The following is a 17816-nucleotide window of genomic DNA, read 5'->3' on the forward strand; positions in this document are numbered from 1 at the left end:
GGCTTCACATTAATCCCTTAATAATTGAATGGGCGCTAAGGCGCCCATTTTTACGCCCAGGAGTTTTTTCACATGCATGCTGTTAGTGATTTCGCCGAATTCATTTGCGAACTCGATCAACTTAAAGCGGTTAAGCGTCAGATTACGCTTCCAAGTGATAACCATCGTCAGGAAAACTCTGCAGAGCACAGCTGGCATGTCGCATTAATGGCAAACATGTTAAGTGAATATGCAGCCAAGCCAATTGATATCACGCGAGTTATTCGCATGATCCTTATTCACGATATCGTAGAAATTGACGCTGGTGATATGTTTGCGTTTAACCAGCAAAGCGATCATGACGCACAAGCTGAGAAGGAACTCGCGGCCGCTAAGCGTATTTTTGGTTTGTTGCCTAGTCCACTTGATAGCGAAATGCTCGACTTATGGCTTGAGTTTGAAGCTGCAGAAACCGCTGATGCTGAATTTGCGAAAGCTATGGACCGAGTACTTCCTGTATTTCAAAATATGAAAGACAATGGAGGAAGTTGGAAGCGTCACGGTATTGCAAGAGAGAAAATTGAAGCGCGAAATGCCCATTTGAAATCTTGTGCGCCAGCACTATGGGACTATGTTATGCAGCAGTTAGATACTGCCGTTGAAAAAGGCTGGCTAAGTCGATAATGACTTAGCCAATCTGAGTCTAATTTATCTATAACGCGATGCTAGCGTCTGCAGGTTGATTCGCGCGGCGATTAAAAGCGTGTACCAACCCACATCCAAAAGCGGTTAGCATCTACTTTTATATCGCCCGCATCGTAAGTACCGTATTTGATGCCGAAGTTATACTTACCTGCAAACTTCTTGGTGTATTGAACATTGAATTCGCTACCTAAATCATCAACACCATTGCTGCTGTCGTCAGCACTGAAATCATGATAGGCCAAAAGCCACTTACCGCCGGCTAAACCACCAGAAAGTGAAAACTTAAGGTCTTGTAAGCCTTGTGTTGGCGTACCCAAAAACTGATCGGTCCAACCGTTGAACTTGTGTAGTGTGGCAAGCGGCGTAGCAAATCCATACAGTCCATCATCTGAACCCAGAACTTCATAATCGACTTTAGCGGTTACACCAGAGAAGGTTGCGGCTAAATAAGCATTTAGGTAAGACGCGTCGAAATCAGTGGCTGTTTCTCCTGCGCCGGCTTCGCTCGATTGAGTCGCAAACTCAGCGCCATAAGCCCAATTTACACTGTCACCTTTCATCTTTCCGTCATAGCTTACACCATATGTATCCAGCGCATTGTCCGTATCATTATCTACTTCTAATAAATACGCATAGGCTACAAACTTACCGATTTTCGATTTGTAAGATGCGTGAAGAATATGATCTTTTGAATCTAAATCAGCGGCTTCTGCGAAAATGCGGTTGCGCTTGTACAAATAGCTATAGAAAAGCTCTAAATTGTCTGTTGCGGCATATTTTGTACTTACGGCATCAAAGGTCTGGCGATCCTGTCTCCAGCCAACGTGACCAACGAATCTGTGGTCATCTAGCGTAATAACTTGGCGACCAACCTTGGCTGTAAAGCCATCTGTTTTGTATTGAATAAAAGCTTGGTCAACTTCGGTGGTTTCTGGGTCAGCAATGACAGAGTATTCACCCACATTGAAGCCAGTAGGCCCTACGGTAAACTCATCTTGTCCCATTACAATGCGGCTGTCTTCAACCTCAGCGGTAAATGAGAAACCATTGACACTTCCTGAGCTAAAGCCTAAACGGGTACGTAAGGTCAGCGCGCTTGCATCTTCTAATGCATTGTCTTGATCTACAGCCTCGTAACGCAAATTCAGGTCAGCCCATGCTTTTGAGTCACTTAGCGCAGAGTGAATATCAGCAGCCATCGCGCTGCCGCCTAATACTGTCATAACAGAGGCAGCAAGCATATTAATGCTTAGTTTTTTAAACGTGTTCATGCGTGTTCCCTATCGGTTTAAATTTAAATTTTTATTAGTCAGCACTTACCCAGCCAGCATTAAAACGCTGGTTGAAAAGTGAAAGTTATAGGTGGTGGGCGGTAAAACTACCGCCCTTATCAGATGCCGATAGTGCTAGGCAGCATCTGATTTCTTAGTGTCTTTTTTTTCAGATGTCACCCCGCTGGGTTTTGATGTTCCGTTGTTAGTACGTGAAGTAACGGTTTCAACCTTTTTCTGCTTATCGTATAGGAAGGTTAATACCTCATGTCGGTAGTGGTTGTATTGTTTATGGTCTGCAAGTGCTAATCTGTCTCGCGGACGAGGTAATTCAATATCTAAGATTTCGCCAATAGTGGCTGCAGGGCCATTGTTCATCATAACAATGCGGTCAGATAGCAATACTGCTTCATCCACATCATGAGTAATCATGATGACGGTATTACCTAAATCAGCATGAATTTCCATTAGCGAGTCTTGAAGATGAGCGCGTGTTAACGCGTCTAGCGCGCCGAACGGTTCGTCCATAAGTAACACTTTAGGCTCCATTGCAAGCGCGCGCGCAATACCCACACGCTGCTTCATACCACCTGAGATCTCACTTGGTAATTTATCGAGTGCGTGGGTCATGTGTACAAGCTCTAAGTTATGCATGATCCAGTCGCGCATCTCGCCTTTGCTCTTGCCTCGCATGGTCGATTTAACCGCCAGTTCAACATTTTTATATACAGTAAGCCACGGCAATAGCGAATGGTTTTGAAATACTACGGCGCGCTCTGGTCCAGGCTGCTTTACTTCAGCGCCATCTAATATCACGCCACCAGAAGTAGCCTGATGCAAACCTGCGATAATATTTAGTACCGTCGATTTTCCGCAGCCAGAGTGGCCAATTAATGAAACAAATTCACCTTTGCTAATTTTAAGATTTACATCTTGAAGCGCAGTAAATGGCCCCTTCGGTGTTGGGAAGTCGATACCTACCTGCTCTAACTCTAGGTGTTTAGTGTGCATAAATTTCTCCTCAAAATTAGCGTAATACGCTCGACTTATCCCAGCTTACCGCGCGCTGAATTGATAACATTAAGCGGTCTAAAACGAAACCAATTGCCCCAATAGTAAGCACTGCCACCATAATTCGGGCTAAAGATTCAGAACTACCGTTTTGAAACTCATCCCAGACAAACTTTCCTAACCCTGGGTTTTGGGCAAGCATCTCTGCAGCTATAAGTACCATCCACCCAATACCGAGCGATAATCGAAGCCCAGTGAAAATCATCGGAATTGAAGATGGCAGTACTATTTTCGTAAGGTGCGCAAAAGGTGTAAGACGCAGTACTTTGCTCACATTGATAAGATCTTTTTCGATGTTTGACACCCCTACTGCAGTGTTAATAAGGGTTGGCCATAAGCAGCAGAGCGAGACCGTGAAGGCGGAAGTTACAAACGACTTAGAAAACGCCGGGTCATCACTGACATAAAGTGCACTCACTACCATAGTGACTAGTGGCAACCATGCTAGTGGAGAGACAGGTTTAAATAACTGAATAAGCGGGTTTATAGCCGTGTAGGCAGATTTGCTTAAACCACACAAAATGCCTACGGGAACAGCTATTACGGATGCAATAAAAAATCCAACCATAACGGTATAAAGGCTGGTCCAAATTTGATCGAAGAAAGTGGGCGAACCGGTAAAATCTCGTATCTTCGGCTCGTAAGTAGGGTCCTGCGCCACTCTTGCCGCATTTCGAGCTTCTTGACGTTGATAAAAGGCATCTGCCTTTTCACGTTGTGCGACATGCTCGTCTATTAAAGCACCTGCTTGCTCAAAAACTTGTGCAGGGCCTGGGAATTGTCCTAACGATGTATCGATACTTTTTGCAACGCCATTCCAAATGGCCAAGAACATCAGCAAGCCAATTACAGGCAGCAACAACGCAGGCGTGGATTGGTATAAACGACTCAATAAAGAGTTTGCGTTTGACGGCGATGATGGAAGGCGAAGAATGGTTGTCATCTTGCTCATTGCTTGCTCCTGATACTTAATGTGCGCTAATGCGCTGTGAATGCCCCGCCTTCACTCAAGGGTCGACGGGGCTGCTGTACTAGACACTTACAGAACAGTGTCGCCTTTAAGACCAATATCAAATTGCTCTAAATAGGCGTTAGGTTTACTTCCATCAAACGTTACGCCATCAATAAACTCACTCTGAGGCGGCTTGTAGCCTGTTTCCGATTCAAACTCAGGGAAATCAGAGGCCTTTGCTTTGCCCTCAGCGATTAGCGCTTTAGCAGCTTGAGCATAAACTTCTGGCTTGTAGACTTTTTTGGCCGTTTCTTTGTACCAATCGTCAGACTTAGCTTCTGAAATTTGTCCCCAGCGGCGCATTTGTGTGAGATACCAAATTGCATCACTGTAGTATGGATAAGTGGCGTTGTAGCGGAAGAACACATTAAAGTCTGGCACCTCACGCTTATCACCTTTTTCGTATTCGAAGGTGCCCGTCATGCTGTTAGCCAGTACGTCTTCGTCTGCGCCAACGTAGTTGCTTTTAGCAAGAATTTTTACTGCTTCAGGACGGTTAGCATTGTCGTTTTCATCCAACCACATTGCTGCACGAATTAAGGCTTTTACCACGCGAATGTGAGTATTTGGATACTTATCAGCCCAACCTTGGCTTACGCCAAATACTTTTTCTGGGTTGTTTTTCCAGATTTCATAATCGGTAATTACAGGTACACCAATACCTTTAAACACCGCTTGTTGGTTCCATGGCTCACCTACGCAGTAGCCATAAATAGTGCCCGCTTCCATTGTCGCCGGCATTTGAGGTGGTGGCGTTACAGACAATAGCGCTTGTGCATCGATTTGGCCTGCGGTATCCCCCTTATGAGGGGCGTAATAGCCTGGGTGAATGCCACCTGCAGCTAGCCAATAACGCAGTTCGTAGTTGTGGGTAGACACAGGAAATACCATGCCCATATTGAAGGGTTTCCCAGCGTTGCGGTATTCATCAACGACCGGTTTAAGGTAATCAGCTTTGATTGGATGAACTGGCTTACCATCTTCCTGTGGAATGTGGGCCTTCATTTTTTCCCAAATCTCATTTGATACAGTAATACCATTGCCGTTTAGGTCCATGCTAAACGCAGTAACAACATGAGATTCCGTACCAAAGCCAATAGTCGCGCCCAGTGGCTGACCTGCAAGCATATGCGCGCCATCTAGCTGGCCATCAATAACCCGATCAAGAAGCACTTTCCAGTTAGCTTGGGCTTCTAATGTGACGTAAAGCCCTTCATCTTCGAAAAAGCCTTTTTCATAGGCCACTGCAAGCGGCGCCATATCTGTCAGTTTAATAAAGCCAAACTTCAGCTCTTCTTTCTCTGGCCATCCTACTGCGGGCGCTTGTGCTGAAACAGATGTTGAAAATGTTGCTACAGAGACGACAAGTGCAGCACAAACGCTAGCGCCCACCGTTCTAAAGCGTTCTAGTAATGATGTTGCCTTTAATCCAGTCATACATGTTCCTCGTAGCCAAAAAAAAACCCACCAGCTAAAGACATTTCACTGTCTAGCATGGTGGGCTTCGTTGCCGTGTTAGTAACATCGGAGTAATTACTAACGCATCAAGTTGTATTGGTAAGTCAGGAATTCCCGCTCACACACCTCATCTTAAAGGGAGGTTATATAAAAGCTTTAGCTTAATAAAACCATCTTTTTTATTGTTATTATCATTTGCCACAAATGCTGGAGAAGATGGAGCTTCCTTACTACTCTCCACTGATTCCTAACAATTTTTCTTATTCACACTATGGAAAATGTTGTGCTTTACACGATGCACGAACAGCCGTGTAGCATTCGCTGCCCTATACGGCAACGTTATTTTGCACGTTTTACTTAGCAGTCAACGTGCCAAAATTTTAAGCTACTGATTATTATATTAATAATTTGAAACCGGGGCGTATGATTAGCACAAAAAGAAAGGTTTGGTGCACCAAAACGGTGGAGGTGTTCAACCATGGTGCGAGTAAATAGGCACCACGATTGAATTAATCCGAATGGACAGGTGAGCTCAATTCGAGGGGTAGGCGCTTTGTTCTACAGACGTTTAGTAAACTGTCCGATAGCGTTAACTACCTCGTTCGCTCCACTTTGAATTTCACCCATCGCGTTACCTGATTGGGTTGAATATTCTAATGCATCGCGGGCTTTTTCTTGCCCAGCCTCGATAAGCTGAACGGCATTTTCAGTAAGTTTCCTGTTCTCTACCACCACATTTACTATTTCTTCCGTAGCGCTACTTGTCCGTGAGGCCAATTGTCTTACTTCATCTGCCACCACAGCAAACCCTCTACCTTGATCTCCTGCACGAGCGGCTTCAATAGCGGCGTTTAGCGCAAGTAAATTGGTTTGATCGGCAATTCCGCTAATACTTTTAACCAAATCAGCAACTTTTTGAGATTGCTCATCAAGGTCTTTAATGCCTTCGCTCGCATTACCCATCTGGGTAGTAAGTTCGTTCATTGCTTTCACTGTAGCATTGAGAACTTCACTACCTTTGCGGGCTTGCTCTCCCGTCTCTTGCGATATGTTAAACGCCACGTTAGCCGCCTCAGATATAGCGAATTCACGCTGCATTTGCTCAGTAATGACAGTGGCAAACTTGACGACTTTATAAAAGTTTCCGTCTTCATTTCTAATTGGGTTATACGACGCTTCTAACCAGACTTCGTTGCCCCTACTGTCTATTCGCTTAAACCTACCTGACTCTAACTTCCCTTGAGCTAAGTCCCTCCAGAAGTGCTTATATTCTTCTGAGTTAGCTTCTTGTTCGGTACAGAAGATTCTGTGATGCTTACCTTCTATCTGCTCCAAGGTGTAACCCATACCTTTAAGAAAGTTGTCATTCGCTGTTATTATCGTTCCATCTAAATTGAACTCAATGACAGCAGATGAACGATGGAGAGCAGCAATCATGTCGCGAAGTTCGTTGCTATGCGTAATATTTCGCGTTTGTTCGGCCATGTAGAAGGCGATATATTTTACGCTACCCTGCGCATCATCAACGGGCTGCACAATACCTCGCACCCATATTTCTTGGCCTTTCGCATCCATAAAGCTAACAGCACCGTGCCAATGGCGATGCGTTTTTATAGCTCCGAGCATATCCTGGGCGGCAGGCTTTCTGAGCGCATTTTGGCTCATCATACTTTCAAGAGACTTTCCTTCTAATTCACCTATTGAGTAGCCAGTTGCTTGAGAACACAAGTCGTTAATAGTATTAACTCTGCCGTCAGGGCTTAACTCTATGTAAAGCATCTCTTCGCGAAGCTCTTCCTGAACTGTTTGATATGCCTCAATTTCTTTTTGCAAACGTGAGTTGTCAGCTATCAACTCTTTATTTTTAAAAAACATTCTCTGCTCCTGATGAACTAAGCGGCGCTTATTCTTCAGCATGTAAGCTTTCGGCGATACAGTCTTTGACAGATAGACCCTGCTCCGTCACTCGCAATTACGCTTAGTGTCTGAAACGATAAGCTAAATTTTTTTGGTTTTGATTAAAGATAGCAGAGGAATTGAAGTTTATACCAATCCGCATAGATAATTGCCCACTCAGAAGGCGCTGGCAAGTTTCCTAGCGAAGCGTGGGAATGCAGGAAGGCTAGAATGGCATTGCCGTTTTTTGTCTTTTTGACCAAAGCAGCCTTGCTTGCGACAAGGCATCTGCAGCATCACAATTTTGAAGAAGCACTAAGTAGCTGGCTAGTGTACTTAATATGGCTTGTTCACCGTAAAGGCTACTCGCTTTACCCGCCCAAACATCTAGCATATCGTCTACGTTCATATGTTTGTCTTTAAGCGCCCATTTGTCGGCAACCACCGGCATTATTACTTCTTCAGTTTTACCATTTCGGGTAATGAATAGTTCGGTTTCCCTCTCTCCGTTTACCTCAGGGTCGCCACCGTCGCCGCGAAAGCAGAGGGCGTTAATCGACGGGTAATTTTCATTTACACGGCAGTGCTTATGGTCAAGATGCATGTGGTACACCCCCTGCACACAAAACTCTGCGCCAGTGGGGTTCAATAACCTGGCTAGAGTGTTGGCACAAGAACGCAACCCAAACACGTCTCGCAGCTTAATAATGGTATCTAGGGACGGTAACAAATAAGATAAATCGAGATAGGTTACGCATTTATCAGCAAGCTGCTGGTTTGCCTCAGCGATACTGGTAACCTCAACAAGGCCTAACTTGGGTAGCGCTATGCTTGCATAGAGGCGTCCTGAGCCCGGCTCATGGGCACCGTGAAGCATAATTGAATAACCGTTTTTGGCCAGTACAGCTACCGCCAGTAAGTACCAAGGAAGCTGGCGACGTTTTCCTGCATAACACCCAATATCTAACGTCGGGGTAAGTGTCTTAACCTCTGGCTCAATGAGTTCTCGGCATGCATCAACAAAACCAATAACTTCTTCTGGGGTTTCTTCACGGGTGCGAAGTAACATAAGAAATGCGCCGCGTTGATCGCCGGTCACCTTATTGGCCAATACCATTTTCATGGCATGGTAAGCTTCATCACGGGTAAGACTACGCCCCCCTTTTTGACCCTTACCAATAATCTTTATGTATTCGCTAAATGGTTGTTGCATGCTCAGATGAATGTAGTAGAAGTGTATTTACCTGTTGACGAGACTCTACCACCTTTCCAAATATAAGTAACGTGGGCCCGCTTAAATTTGCAGCCTCTACTTTGCGATGAATATCGGAGAGCTCACCAGTAATTACGCGCTGTTGAGGCGATGTAGCATTTTCAATTGCTGCCACCGACCACGTACTTGGTACTTTGTGCTGTATCAAACCTTTGCAAAGCCCCTCAAGTCGGCTTAACCCCATATAAACTACCATGGTTTGCTTTAACACATTTTGCGCCATGGGCGCCATTTCAGGCCATTGCTCTGCATCTTTAAAATGTGCCGTCATAAAACTTACTGACTGAGCACAGCGCCTATCGGTTAGAGGGATACCCGTATAGGCCGACACACCCGATGCCGCTGTAATCCCTGGCACAATAGCAAACGGGATATTAGCTTTTGTAAGCGCATCCGTTTCTTCACAGGTTCTGGCGAATAAGGCAGGGTCGCCACCTTTTAACCGAACCACAGTATGGCCCAAGCTGGCCAGTTCAACCACTCGCTTGCAAATTTCTTCTTGGGTAAAGCTATGCTTTTTGCAGCGCTTTCCTACGTATTCTTTCGCTACGCTCGAGGGAATGAGCGATAGAATATCTTCGCTTACAAGTGCATCAAACAATACCACGTCGGCTTGCTGTAAAAGGCGAAGCGCTTTTAAGGTGAGCAGCTCTGCATCGCCAGGGCCTGCGCCGACGATAAACACCTGGCCCTGCTTATGATTCGCATTTCGTAGGTTTGCTGTCTTCAGCCACTTGTCTAGGTACGAATGCTTAACTAAAGATTTGCTATTTTCAGGACGCTGGCGTGTAGCCGAAGTCTTAGCGGAACTAGCATCGCGATAAAAGAAATTAAACAAAGGTTTTTGCTGTTTGAATAAGGTGCGCAAAAACGGTAACGACCAGCTAGATGCAATTGACATAATTTAACGCTCCTAAACAGATTGGGTTTCTATAACTAAATGCTTGTCTATAAGCTGAGACAAGGCGGGCTTACAAGAACCACAGTTAGTGCCACATTTTAACTGATTACCAAGTTCGTGTACCGATGAGCAGCCTTTGATGATGGCATCTGTAATCGTCTTTTCTCGTACTTCAAAGCAGCTACAAACTACATCGCCATTTAGAAACGCTTCATCCACCTGGCCTCGCAATAAGTTGCGTTGTGACTCACTAGAAATAGGCGTATTTAAAAGGCTAGCAAGCCATGCGTTAGGCACTGACCATGTGCTTTTTGAATGCGGCGCTGGCTGCGCTATTGTACGTGTGGCTGCTGGTGACCTTGCAGCTTTTTCTGGCTCATCGCCTAGAAACGCAGCAAAGCAGAGTATGTCATCGACAAGCGCAAGGCATACTGAGTACTTATGATGATGAAACTGCAATAGCACCGCGTTTTGCGACAGTAGAGGTATCAACGCTTGTGTAAATTCTCGACGGCCTTTGTTCGAAGCTACGTTTAATACTGATAGCGCTTCTTCAGAACTACTTCCCTTTGATGTAGCGCCTTCGGCCTCAAGCGGTGTTTTATTCCAGTAATCACATACTTTCTTTAGCGCTTCTTGATTATCGATGCAGGGATTATCGATGCTGTTTTTTAAGTCGTGTGACGATTGTATTTTTGACGATAAAAACAGTTTTCCATACGTAGCGTAGCGTACAGGCGCAATAGCCACAGCAGCGTGTTTTAGTTCGGGCTGTCCTGAAATAGGGTCTACCGCGCTGGCGTAAAGTGCACCTAGCTTACTGTGAGAGCCCCATTGTGCCGACCAATGAATGGGAATGAACACTTCCCCTTCGCGCATATCCGTATCCGCTTTAACCGGGTAAATAACTGGGGCGTCTTGACACACCGCACTTGTTAGAGAGACGAGGTCATTATTTGCAACACCCAAATCAGCAGCATCTTTAGGGTTTATGTATACAGAGGCGCTGGGCATATGGGCGAGTAACTTTGCGGCTTTACCTGTGCGCGTCATGGTGTGCCATTGGTCTCGCGCTCGGCCGCTGTTAACGACAAAAGGGTAAGCATCTGACGTTACCTGCAACGGGGCTTTATAGGTTACAGGAATGAGCCTAGCTTTACCGCTAGGGGTTGAAAACTGCTTGTCTTCAAAAGGACGCTTGCTAATAAGGTTAGGCTTATTGTTTGCACTGAGCTTAGCGCTACATGAAGACGTATTTAAAACTGCGTTCTGAAAAGGCCACTGGATAGGCGATAGACCGTTGTACTGAACTTCACTTAACGCTTGTAAGGGAGAAAGGTCTAATTGTCGTTTCCCATTATTGTGATAGCCGGTTAGCCCAGCGTATTCGCAGAATATTTGTGACGGATGGGTAAAATTAAATGCCTCGCCAAAGCCCATTTTCGTCGCCACGTCGCACATAATTTGCCAATCGTGTTTTGCATTACCTGGCGGTGGCAATATACCGCGCTGACGTGAAATACGGCGTTCTGAGTTTGTCACCGTACCGTCTTTTTCCGACCATCCCGTGGCGGGAAGAGCAATATGAGCGTAGGCAAGCGTATCATTCGATTCGACAATATCAGACACTACGACCATCTCGCACTTTGAAAGTGCGCGCTCAACTTGGACTCGATTAGGCATACTGACAACAGGGTTAGTCCCCATTATCCAAACGAATTTTACCTTTCCTTCCTCAATAGCATTAAATAGATCTACGGCTTTGAGCCCCTGCCCTTTGGGCATAACGGGTGCATCCCAGTAGGTTTTTACTGATTCGATATGTTCAGGGTTGTCTAAATCCATATGTGCAGCAAGCATGTTAGCTAGCCCACCTACTTCACGCCCTCCCATGGCATTGGGCTGACCTGTGATGGAAAATGGACCACAACCGTCTTTGGCAATTAAGTCTGTAGCCAGGTGACAGTTAATGATGGCTTGGGCTTTATCTACACCAGCTGAAGACTGATTAACGCCCATAGAATAAAAAGTAATTGCACTAGACGCTTTACAGAATGCGTCGAAAAAAGCCTTAACCTTGCTTAGTTCTATACCGCATACGCTAGCCACGTCATCCAGTGTTAAGGTACTTGCACTTTCAAGCGCTTCATCAAGCCCGTCGGCATAGGTTTCAACGGTGGCTTTATCAATTCTACCTTGTGCGTTTGCATAGCTAAGTAAGCCGTTAAACAGCGCAACGTCACTACCTGGTGTTATAGGCAGGTGTAGGTCAGCTATCGTACAGGTTTCCGTTTTGCGAGGGTCGACAACGATGACCTTCATATTTGGGTTCTTCAGCTTTGCTCGCTGAATGCGCTGAAAAAGCACGGGGTGCGCCCACGCCGTATTGCTGCCGGTGATGACTAATAAATCTGTACACTCTAAGTCGGTGTAATCACAAGGCACCACGTCTTCACCAAAGGCGCGCTTATAAGCGGCTACGGCTGATGACATGCAAAGACGAGAGTTGGTATCTATATTGGCACTGCCGATATAACCTTTCATTAGTTTATTGGCAATATAGTAGTCTTCGGTAAGAAGCTGGCCTGATACATAAAAAGCAACGGCATCCGCGCCATACTGCGCAATGGTAGATGTGATCTTGTCCGCAATCACACCGGTGGCCGTGTCCCAATCCACCGGTTGACCCGCTATGGTTGGGTGAAGCAAACGTCCATTTAGGTCGTTTGTTTCAAGCAGGTTTGTTCCTTTAACACACAATCTTCCATAATTGGCGGGATGCTCTGGCGTGCCTTTAACAGTGTCCAGGGATACGGCACGCTTGCTTACGTTGCAACTGATATCTACACCACACCCTACGCCACAGTATGGGCATGTTGTTTGTCTTAGTTGTTCAGACATCATGTCGGGTTGTCGTGTAGCCATATTCATGTCATTACCTTTTTCGATTTCGCAGTAATTGAATGCGTTTTTGCAAGAAGGTTTTATTCATATGGGCATTCAAATAAGGGCAGTTCGCTTAAATGCCTACAAATACCTTCTCGCCCTCTACCTTTACAGGGTAAGCCGTGACGAATACATCATCGTGCTCTTTACACAGCCCCGTTTCTAAAAAGTAATGCTCTTTGTACAGCGGCGAAGCGACAACTGGTGCGCCGCCTATCGACCCCAAAAGTCCGCGATAAAGCACGTTTGCTTTACCAATAGGGTCGTAGTTACTAATGGCAAAAACCTGAGTTTCGCCCTTTATTTTCAAACAGAAAAGAGCCACTTGCTGTGAGTCAACAAGGGCGCAAACGCCACTGTTTGTCACTAGGTCGTTCGTCTCACAAACTAGGTGCCATTGCACTGCCTGTTCCGATGCTATTACGTTTTGCGCAGCTGTCATAATTTGTATCTCCTAACAAGGTTGATAAGCCAGTGGCTACACCATTAAGTCTATGGGCTACACCATAGAGACGGGAATAAACTGATCTTTCCCTGCTACTTTTTCAGCTTCCGTGGCTGGGCGAACCTGTCCGCGCTCTGAAACAAACTGAATATTGGTGTCGCTGGCACTACTGTTTACAAATTGACGGAAACGTTTGCGCGACTCAGGGTCTTCAATGGTGGTTTTCCATTCGCACTGATAAGCATCAACCACAGCATCCATCTGTGCTTCAAGCTCTTCATTAATGCCAAGTGCATCGTTGATCACAACATCTTGCAGGTAAGCTAACCCACCTTCTAAGTTGTCCATCCACACTGATGTGCGCTGTAAGCGGTCGGCCGTTTTCACATAAAACATCAGCACGCGGTCGATGTATTTAATAAGCGTTTCCGTATCTAGGTCGGTGGCAAACAGATCGGCATGTCGTGGTTTCATACCGCCATTTCCGCACACATACAGGTTCCAACCTTGCTCGGTAGCGATAACACCAATGTCTTTGCTTTGTGCCTCTGCACACTCGCGGGTACAGCCTGATACGGCAAATTTGATTTTGTGCGGCGCACGTAAGCCCTTGTATCGGTTTTCCAAATCAATAGCCGTGCCCACTGAGTCCTGCACACCGTAGCGGCACCAAGTACTTCCCACACAAGATTTCACAGTACGCAGTGCTTTCGCATACGCGTGACCGGTTTCAAATCCACCGGCGACGAGCTTTTCCCAAATATCAGGTAAATGCTCTACACGCGCGCCAAATAAATCGATGCGCTGCCCACCAGTGATTTTGGTGTAAAGGTTATATTCTTTCGCCACTTCGCCTAACAAAATCAATTTTTCTGGCGTGATTTCTCCGCCCGGCACGCGAGGCACCACAGAATAGGTACCGTCTTTTTGCATGTTGCCAAGATAGATGTCATTGGTGTCTTGTAGAGGAAGGTGTGAAGCTTTTAGGATGTAGTCGTTGTAGACTGATGCCAGAATAGACCCCACAGCAGGCTTACAAATTTCACAACCTAGGCCTTCACCATGTTGTTCAAGTAGCTCATCGAAAGTGCGAATACCGTTAACTTTAACAATGTGAAACAGCTCCTGTCGGGTGTAATTGAAGTGCTCACAAATCGCTTTCGATACTTCAACACCGCGCTTTTCAAGCTCGCTGTCTACCACATTTTTAAGCAGGGCGGCACAACCCCCACAACCAGTACTGGCTTTAGTTTCACCTTTTACGTCGCCAACGCTGCAACAGCCACCTTCAATAGCTGAAACAATGTCGCCCTTTGTCACGTTTAGGCACGAGCATATAGACGCGGTGTCTGGCAGAGCATCGGCACCTAGTGCTGGTGCGGCATCGGATGATGGAAGAATTAGACTTTCTGGGTGTTCAGGTAATTCGATGTTGTTAAGCGTATACTGTAAAAGCGTATCGTAGTCGCTGGTATCGCCAACAAGAACAGCACCTAGTATGTACTTTTGCTCGCTATCTACCACCAGCTTTTTATACACGCCTTCAGGCTGATTCAAGTAGGTGTAGCTAAGGGCACCTTCTGTACGTTCGTGCGCATCGCCAATTGAGCCCACTTCTACGCCCATTAGCTTCAGTTTGGTACTCATATCTGCGCCAACGAACTCGGCATCGCCACCGGTTATATGACTTACTGCCGTGCGTGCCATGGTATAACCAGGTGCAACCAGGCCAAAGATTTTGTTATCCCACAGCGCACATTCGCCCACTGCGTAAATATTAGGGTCAGAGGTCACGCAGTGGTTATCAATGACAATACCGCCGCGCTCGCCTAATGTTAATGCTGACTTTCTACCAAGCTGATCTGACGGACGAATGCCGGCAGAAAATAAAATCATATCGGTCTCAAGCGCGGTTCCGTCAGCAAACACCATTTTATAGCGGCAGGTATCACCAGCTTCGATAGTTTGGGTTGCCTTTTGGGTATGAACGGTTACGCCTAAATCTTCAATTTTGTCTTTAAGTACGGTACCACCGGCTTGGTCTAACTGCACCGCCATAAGCTGTGGCGCAAATTCAACCACGTGAGTATCTAGTCCAGCTTGCTTTAAGGCGTTCGCGGCTTCTAAACCTAGAAGACCACCACCAACAACAACACCTACTTTACTCACCGCTGCTGACGCTTCAATAGCGAGTAGGTCGTCAATGGTGCGGTACACTAGGCAATGCTCTTGATCGTTACCTGGAATGGGGGGCACGAAAGGATAAGAACCGGTGGCAAGAACCAGCTTGTCGTAGTTGAACACCTGCCCTTCTGACGTTGTGACTTTATTATTATCACGGTCAATATCAGTAACTAAGGCATTGGTAACAACATTTATGCCCCACTCGGCATACTGAGCGGGTGTAGTAAGCGCTAAGTCGTCAGCACTCGCACCACTAAAAAAAGATGACAAATAAACGCGGTCGTACGCGAGGCGAGATTCGCCGCATAAAACGGTTATTTCTACATTGGCATCGCTTTGGTGAAGCTGCTCAACAAAATGGTGCCCCACCATGCCGTTGCCTACGACGACAATTTGCGTTTTTGAGTCCAATGAAGTCATGGTATTCCCCTTTTTTCGGGACAAAAAAAAGCCCGCTTCAACTTTCGTTGATGCGGGCTTCGTTGCCTATTTTGCTAGTACTGACGCTAAAGTTCAGCAGAATCTAGCTAACACATTTTACGGAGTGTTATAAATCACACAATTTTTCAGCGATTGACACAAATCACTAAAACACACTTTACGCTTATAGCTATCCAAGTTCAGTGCCAAATTCGTAATACATTGTTTTTATTAAATTTACCGTAAAATAAGCATTATACAGACTTCACAACTGCACCAAACAAACGCAAAACTGTGTTTACTTGGTGCATTAAGTGCTATCGAATAACTTAGGCGAGTTTATCCGTCGCTACGCGGTAGCGAGGGTCTTCTACTACGTTAATTTCAACAAATTTGTCGGCCTTGCGAAGCAGTGAACGACACTCATCGCTGATGTGACGAATGTGTAGCTTCTTACCTTGCTCTTCATATTTATCTGCAAGGGTATCTAATACGTCGATACCTGATGAATCCCAGATACGAGAGTCTTTAAAATCGATAACTACATCTTGCGGGTCGTTAGCGATATCAAACAAGTCTTTGAAATGCGATACCGAGCCAAAGAAAAGCGGGCCATCTAGTTCATAGACTTTCCAGCCGTCATTATCAATGTGCGACTTAGTTTCGATATGACGAGCGTGTTTCCATGCAAATACAAGGGCAGAAACGATAACACCCACAACCACCGCAATAGCAAGGTCAGCAATAACGGTAACGCCTGTCACTAGAAATAGTACAAAGGCATCTTCTTTGTTTACGCCGCGAATAATTCTGAATGAGGCCCACTCGAAGGTAGCGATTACCACTACGAACATTACGCCAACAAGAGCAGCTAGCGGGATCATTTCAATAAGCGGTGCAGCAAATAGAATGAAGCCTAGTAATACAAGCGCGGCTGTAATACCAGATAAGCGCCCACGACCGCCAGAATTAATGTTTATCATGCTTTGACCAATCATGGCACAACCGCCCATACCGCCAAAGAAACCGTTAACGGTATTTGCAACGCCCTGGCCAACACACTCTTTGTTACCGCGCCCTCGGGTATCGGTCATTTCATCAATTAATGAAAGCGTAAGAAGCGATTCAATAAGACCCACCAAGCAAAGAATCACTGAGGTTGGTAGTACTATCATGAAAGTTTCCCAGGTGAACGGCACCATAGGAATAGCAAAGCTAGGAAGTTCACCCGCTAGGGTTGCGGTGTCACGCTGGTCAGCCGGTAGCAGGTCACGAACAAAGTCGATTACCGTACGTGCTTCTAAGTCGAGGCCGTGTACTAATGCTGTTACCGTAACAATCGCTACTAGCGAGGCTGGAACAGCTTTGGTTAGCTTAGGTAACAAATAGATAATGGCCATGGTTAACGCCACGAGCCCTAGCATCCAGTATAGCAGCGTACCTTCCATCCACTGTAGTTCTCCAGCAGCGTTAGTAACTTTGAACTGGCCTAGCTGAGCTAAGAAAATAACGATCGCAAGACCGTTTACAAAGCCCAGCATTACCGGATATGGCACTAAGCGTATAAACTTTCCGAGCTTGAATATACCGCACATTATTTGCAGCAAACCGGCCAAAATAACTGCGGCAAACAGATATTGCACACCGTGTTGGGCAACCAATGCCACCATTACAACGGCCATGGCGCCGGTAGCACCAGAAATCATTCCAGGGCGACCGCCAATAGCAGACGTAATCAAGCCCATCATAAAGGCCGCATAAAGACCAATCATTGGTTCTACGCCGGCTACAAATGCAAATGCGACGGCTTCAGGGACAAGGGCAAGTGCCACTGTAATGCCTGATAGCACGTCGTTCTTAACGTTGCTGTCTTTACTGGTAATTAAATCGAACATGTTCTCTCAGAAGCTAAGATGTTAAACACAACAACCCACCGTGGCGTAAACCGCGTGATAGCAGTACACCAGGTAGGTAGAATGATTTTTCGGCGATTCTATCACCATTGTAGCTTAAAATCTTTTAATAGATTGTTACTATCGCATAATCACAATTTAGAGAGCACGGCCGCAAGAGAAGAAGAGTAAAAGTCACTTCATCTCTCGTTAACACCGCTTCTCGAATTAGTTTCAAGCGCACTAAATTTATGAGCCTTTGCTGACAAAAGGCATGTTACGTGGCATCGTATTGCAGTATTTTAACAACCCAGCCCATCGGTGCGCTTAGCTCGTAGTATTAGTTCGTAGCATTAGTTCGTA

At 45.8% G+C, this 17816-nt stretch carries 12 protein-coding genes and 1 pseudogene; 1 reads left to right on the plus strand and 12 read right to left on the minus strand.

From position 1 onward, the window contains the following. The first annotated feature begins 72 nt into the window (after window positions 1-72). The gene (locus tag D1814_RS04465) at window positions 73-663 is read left to right on the plus strand and encodes an HD domain-containing protein (protein ID WP_118490289.1); all 591 of its coding nucleotides are present in this window, start codon (window positions 73-75) and stop codon (window positions 661-663) included. 71 nt (window positions 664-734) lie between these two features. On the opposite strand, the gene D1814_RS04470 is transcribed toward D1814_RS04465, so the two are convergent. From D1814_RS04470 to D1814_RS04525, 12 genes and pseudogenes are all read right to left on the minus strand, one after another. After that, complete coding sequence (locus D1814_RS04470; RefSeq protein ID WP_118490290.1) at window positions 735-1955, minus strand: alginate export family protein; 1221 nt, start codon at window positions 1953-1955, stop codon at window positions 735-737. 135 nt (window positions 1956-2090) lie between these two features. Then, the gene (locus D1814_RS04475; protein ID WP_118490291.1) at window positions 2091-2966 is read right to left on the minus strand and encodes an ABC transporter ATP-binding protein; all 876 of its coding nucleotides are present in this window, start codon (window positions 2964-2966) and stop codon (window positions 2091-2093) included. Window positions 2967-2982: 16 nt separating this feature from the next. Beyond that, a complete protein-coding gene (locus tag D1814_RS04480; protein WP_205422069.1) occupies window positions 2983-3978 on the minus strand; it encodes an ABC transporter permease in 996 nt (331 codons plus the stop codon). 87 nt (window positions 3979-4065) lie between these two features. After that, window positions 4066-5475 (minus strand): CmpA/NrtA family ABC transporter substrate-binding protein, encoded by a 1410-nt coding sequence (locus D1814_RS04485; protein ID WP_118490292.1) that lies wholly within the window; start codon window positions 5473-5475, stop codon window positions 4066-4068. A gap of 579 nt (window positions 5476-6054) precedes the next feature. Beyond that, window positions 6055-6594 (minus strand): methyl-accepting chemotaxis protein, encoded by a 540-nt coding sequence (locus D1814_RS19785; protein ID WP_442857721.1) that lies wholly within the window; start codon window positions 6592-6594, stop codon window positions 6055-6057. Between the two features lie 48 nt (window positions 6595-6642). Further along, window positions 6643-7413, minus strand: a pseudogene (locus D1814_RS19790) (PAS domain-containing protein); the annotation flags it as partial. A gap of 205 nt (window positions 7414-7618) precedes the next feature. Further along, entirely contained in the window at window positions 7619-8605 is a 987-nt protein-coding gene (locus D1814_RS04495; protein WP_118490294.1) for a glycosyl transferase family protein, read from the minus strand. Next, the gene (gene cobA / locus D1814_RS04500) at window positions 8589-9566 is read right to left on the minus strand and encodes a uroporphyrinogen-III C-methyltransferase (protein WP_118490295.1); all 978 of its coding nucleotides are present in this window, start codon (window positions 9564-9566) and stop codon (window positions 8589-8591) included. Before cobA ends, D1814_RS04495 begins: the two co-directional genes overlap by 17 nt. A 12-nt stretch (window positions 9567-9578) precedes the next feature. Next, window positions 9579-12497: a nitrate reductase gene (locus D1814_RS04505; protein ID WP_118490296.1), complete on the minus strand. Its 2919-nt coding sequence runs from the start codon at window positions 12495-12497 to the stop codon at window positions 9579-9581. 88 nt (window positions 12498-12585) lie between these two features. Further along, window positions 12586-12954, minus strand: coding sequence for a nitrite reductase small subunit NirD (gene nirD, locus D1814_RS04510; RefSeq protein ID WP_118490297.1), 369 nt, complete (start codon window positions 12952-12954; stop codon window positions 12586-12588). A gap of 57 nt (window positions 12955-13011) precedes the next feature. Continuing rightward, window positions 13012-15561, minus strand: coding sequence for a nitrite reductase large subunit NirB (nirB, locus tag D1814_RS04515; RefSeq protein ID WP_118490298.1), 2550 nt, complete (start codon window positions 15559-15561; stop codon window positions 13012-13014). 329 nt (window positions 15562-15890) lie between these two features. Beyond that, window positions 15891-17456 carry a SulP family inorganic anion transporter gene (locus D1814_RS04525; protein ID WP_118490299.1) on the minus strand — a complete coding sequence of 522 codons (1566 nt, stop codon included), beginning with the start codon at window positions 17454-17456 and terminating at the stop codon, window positions 15891-15893. Between the last annotated feature and the right edge of the window lie 360 nt (window positions 17457-17816).

The organism is Alteromonas sp. BL110, from assembly GCF_003443615.1.
GTDB lineage: Bacteria > Pseudomonadota > Gammaproteobacteria > Enterobacterales > Alteromonadaceae > Alteromonas.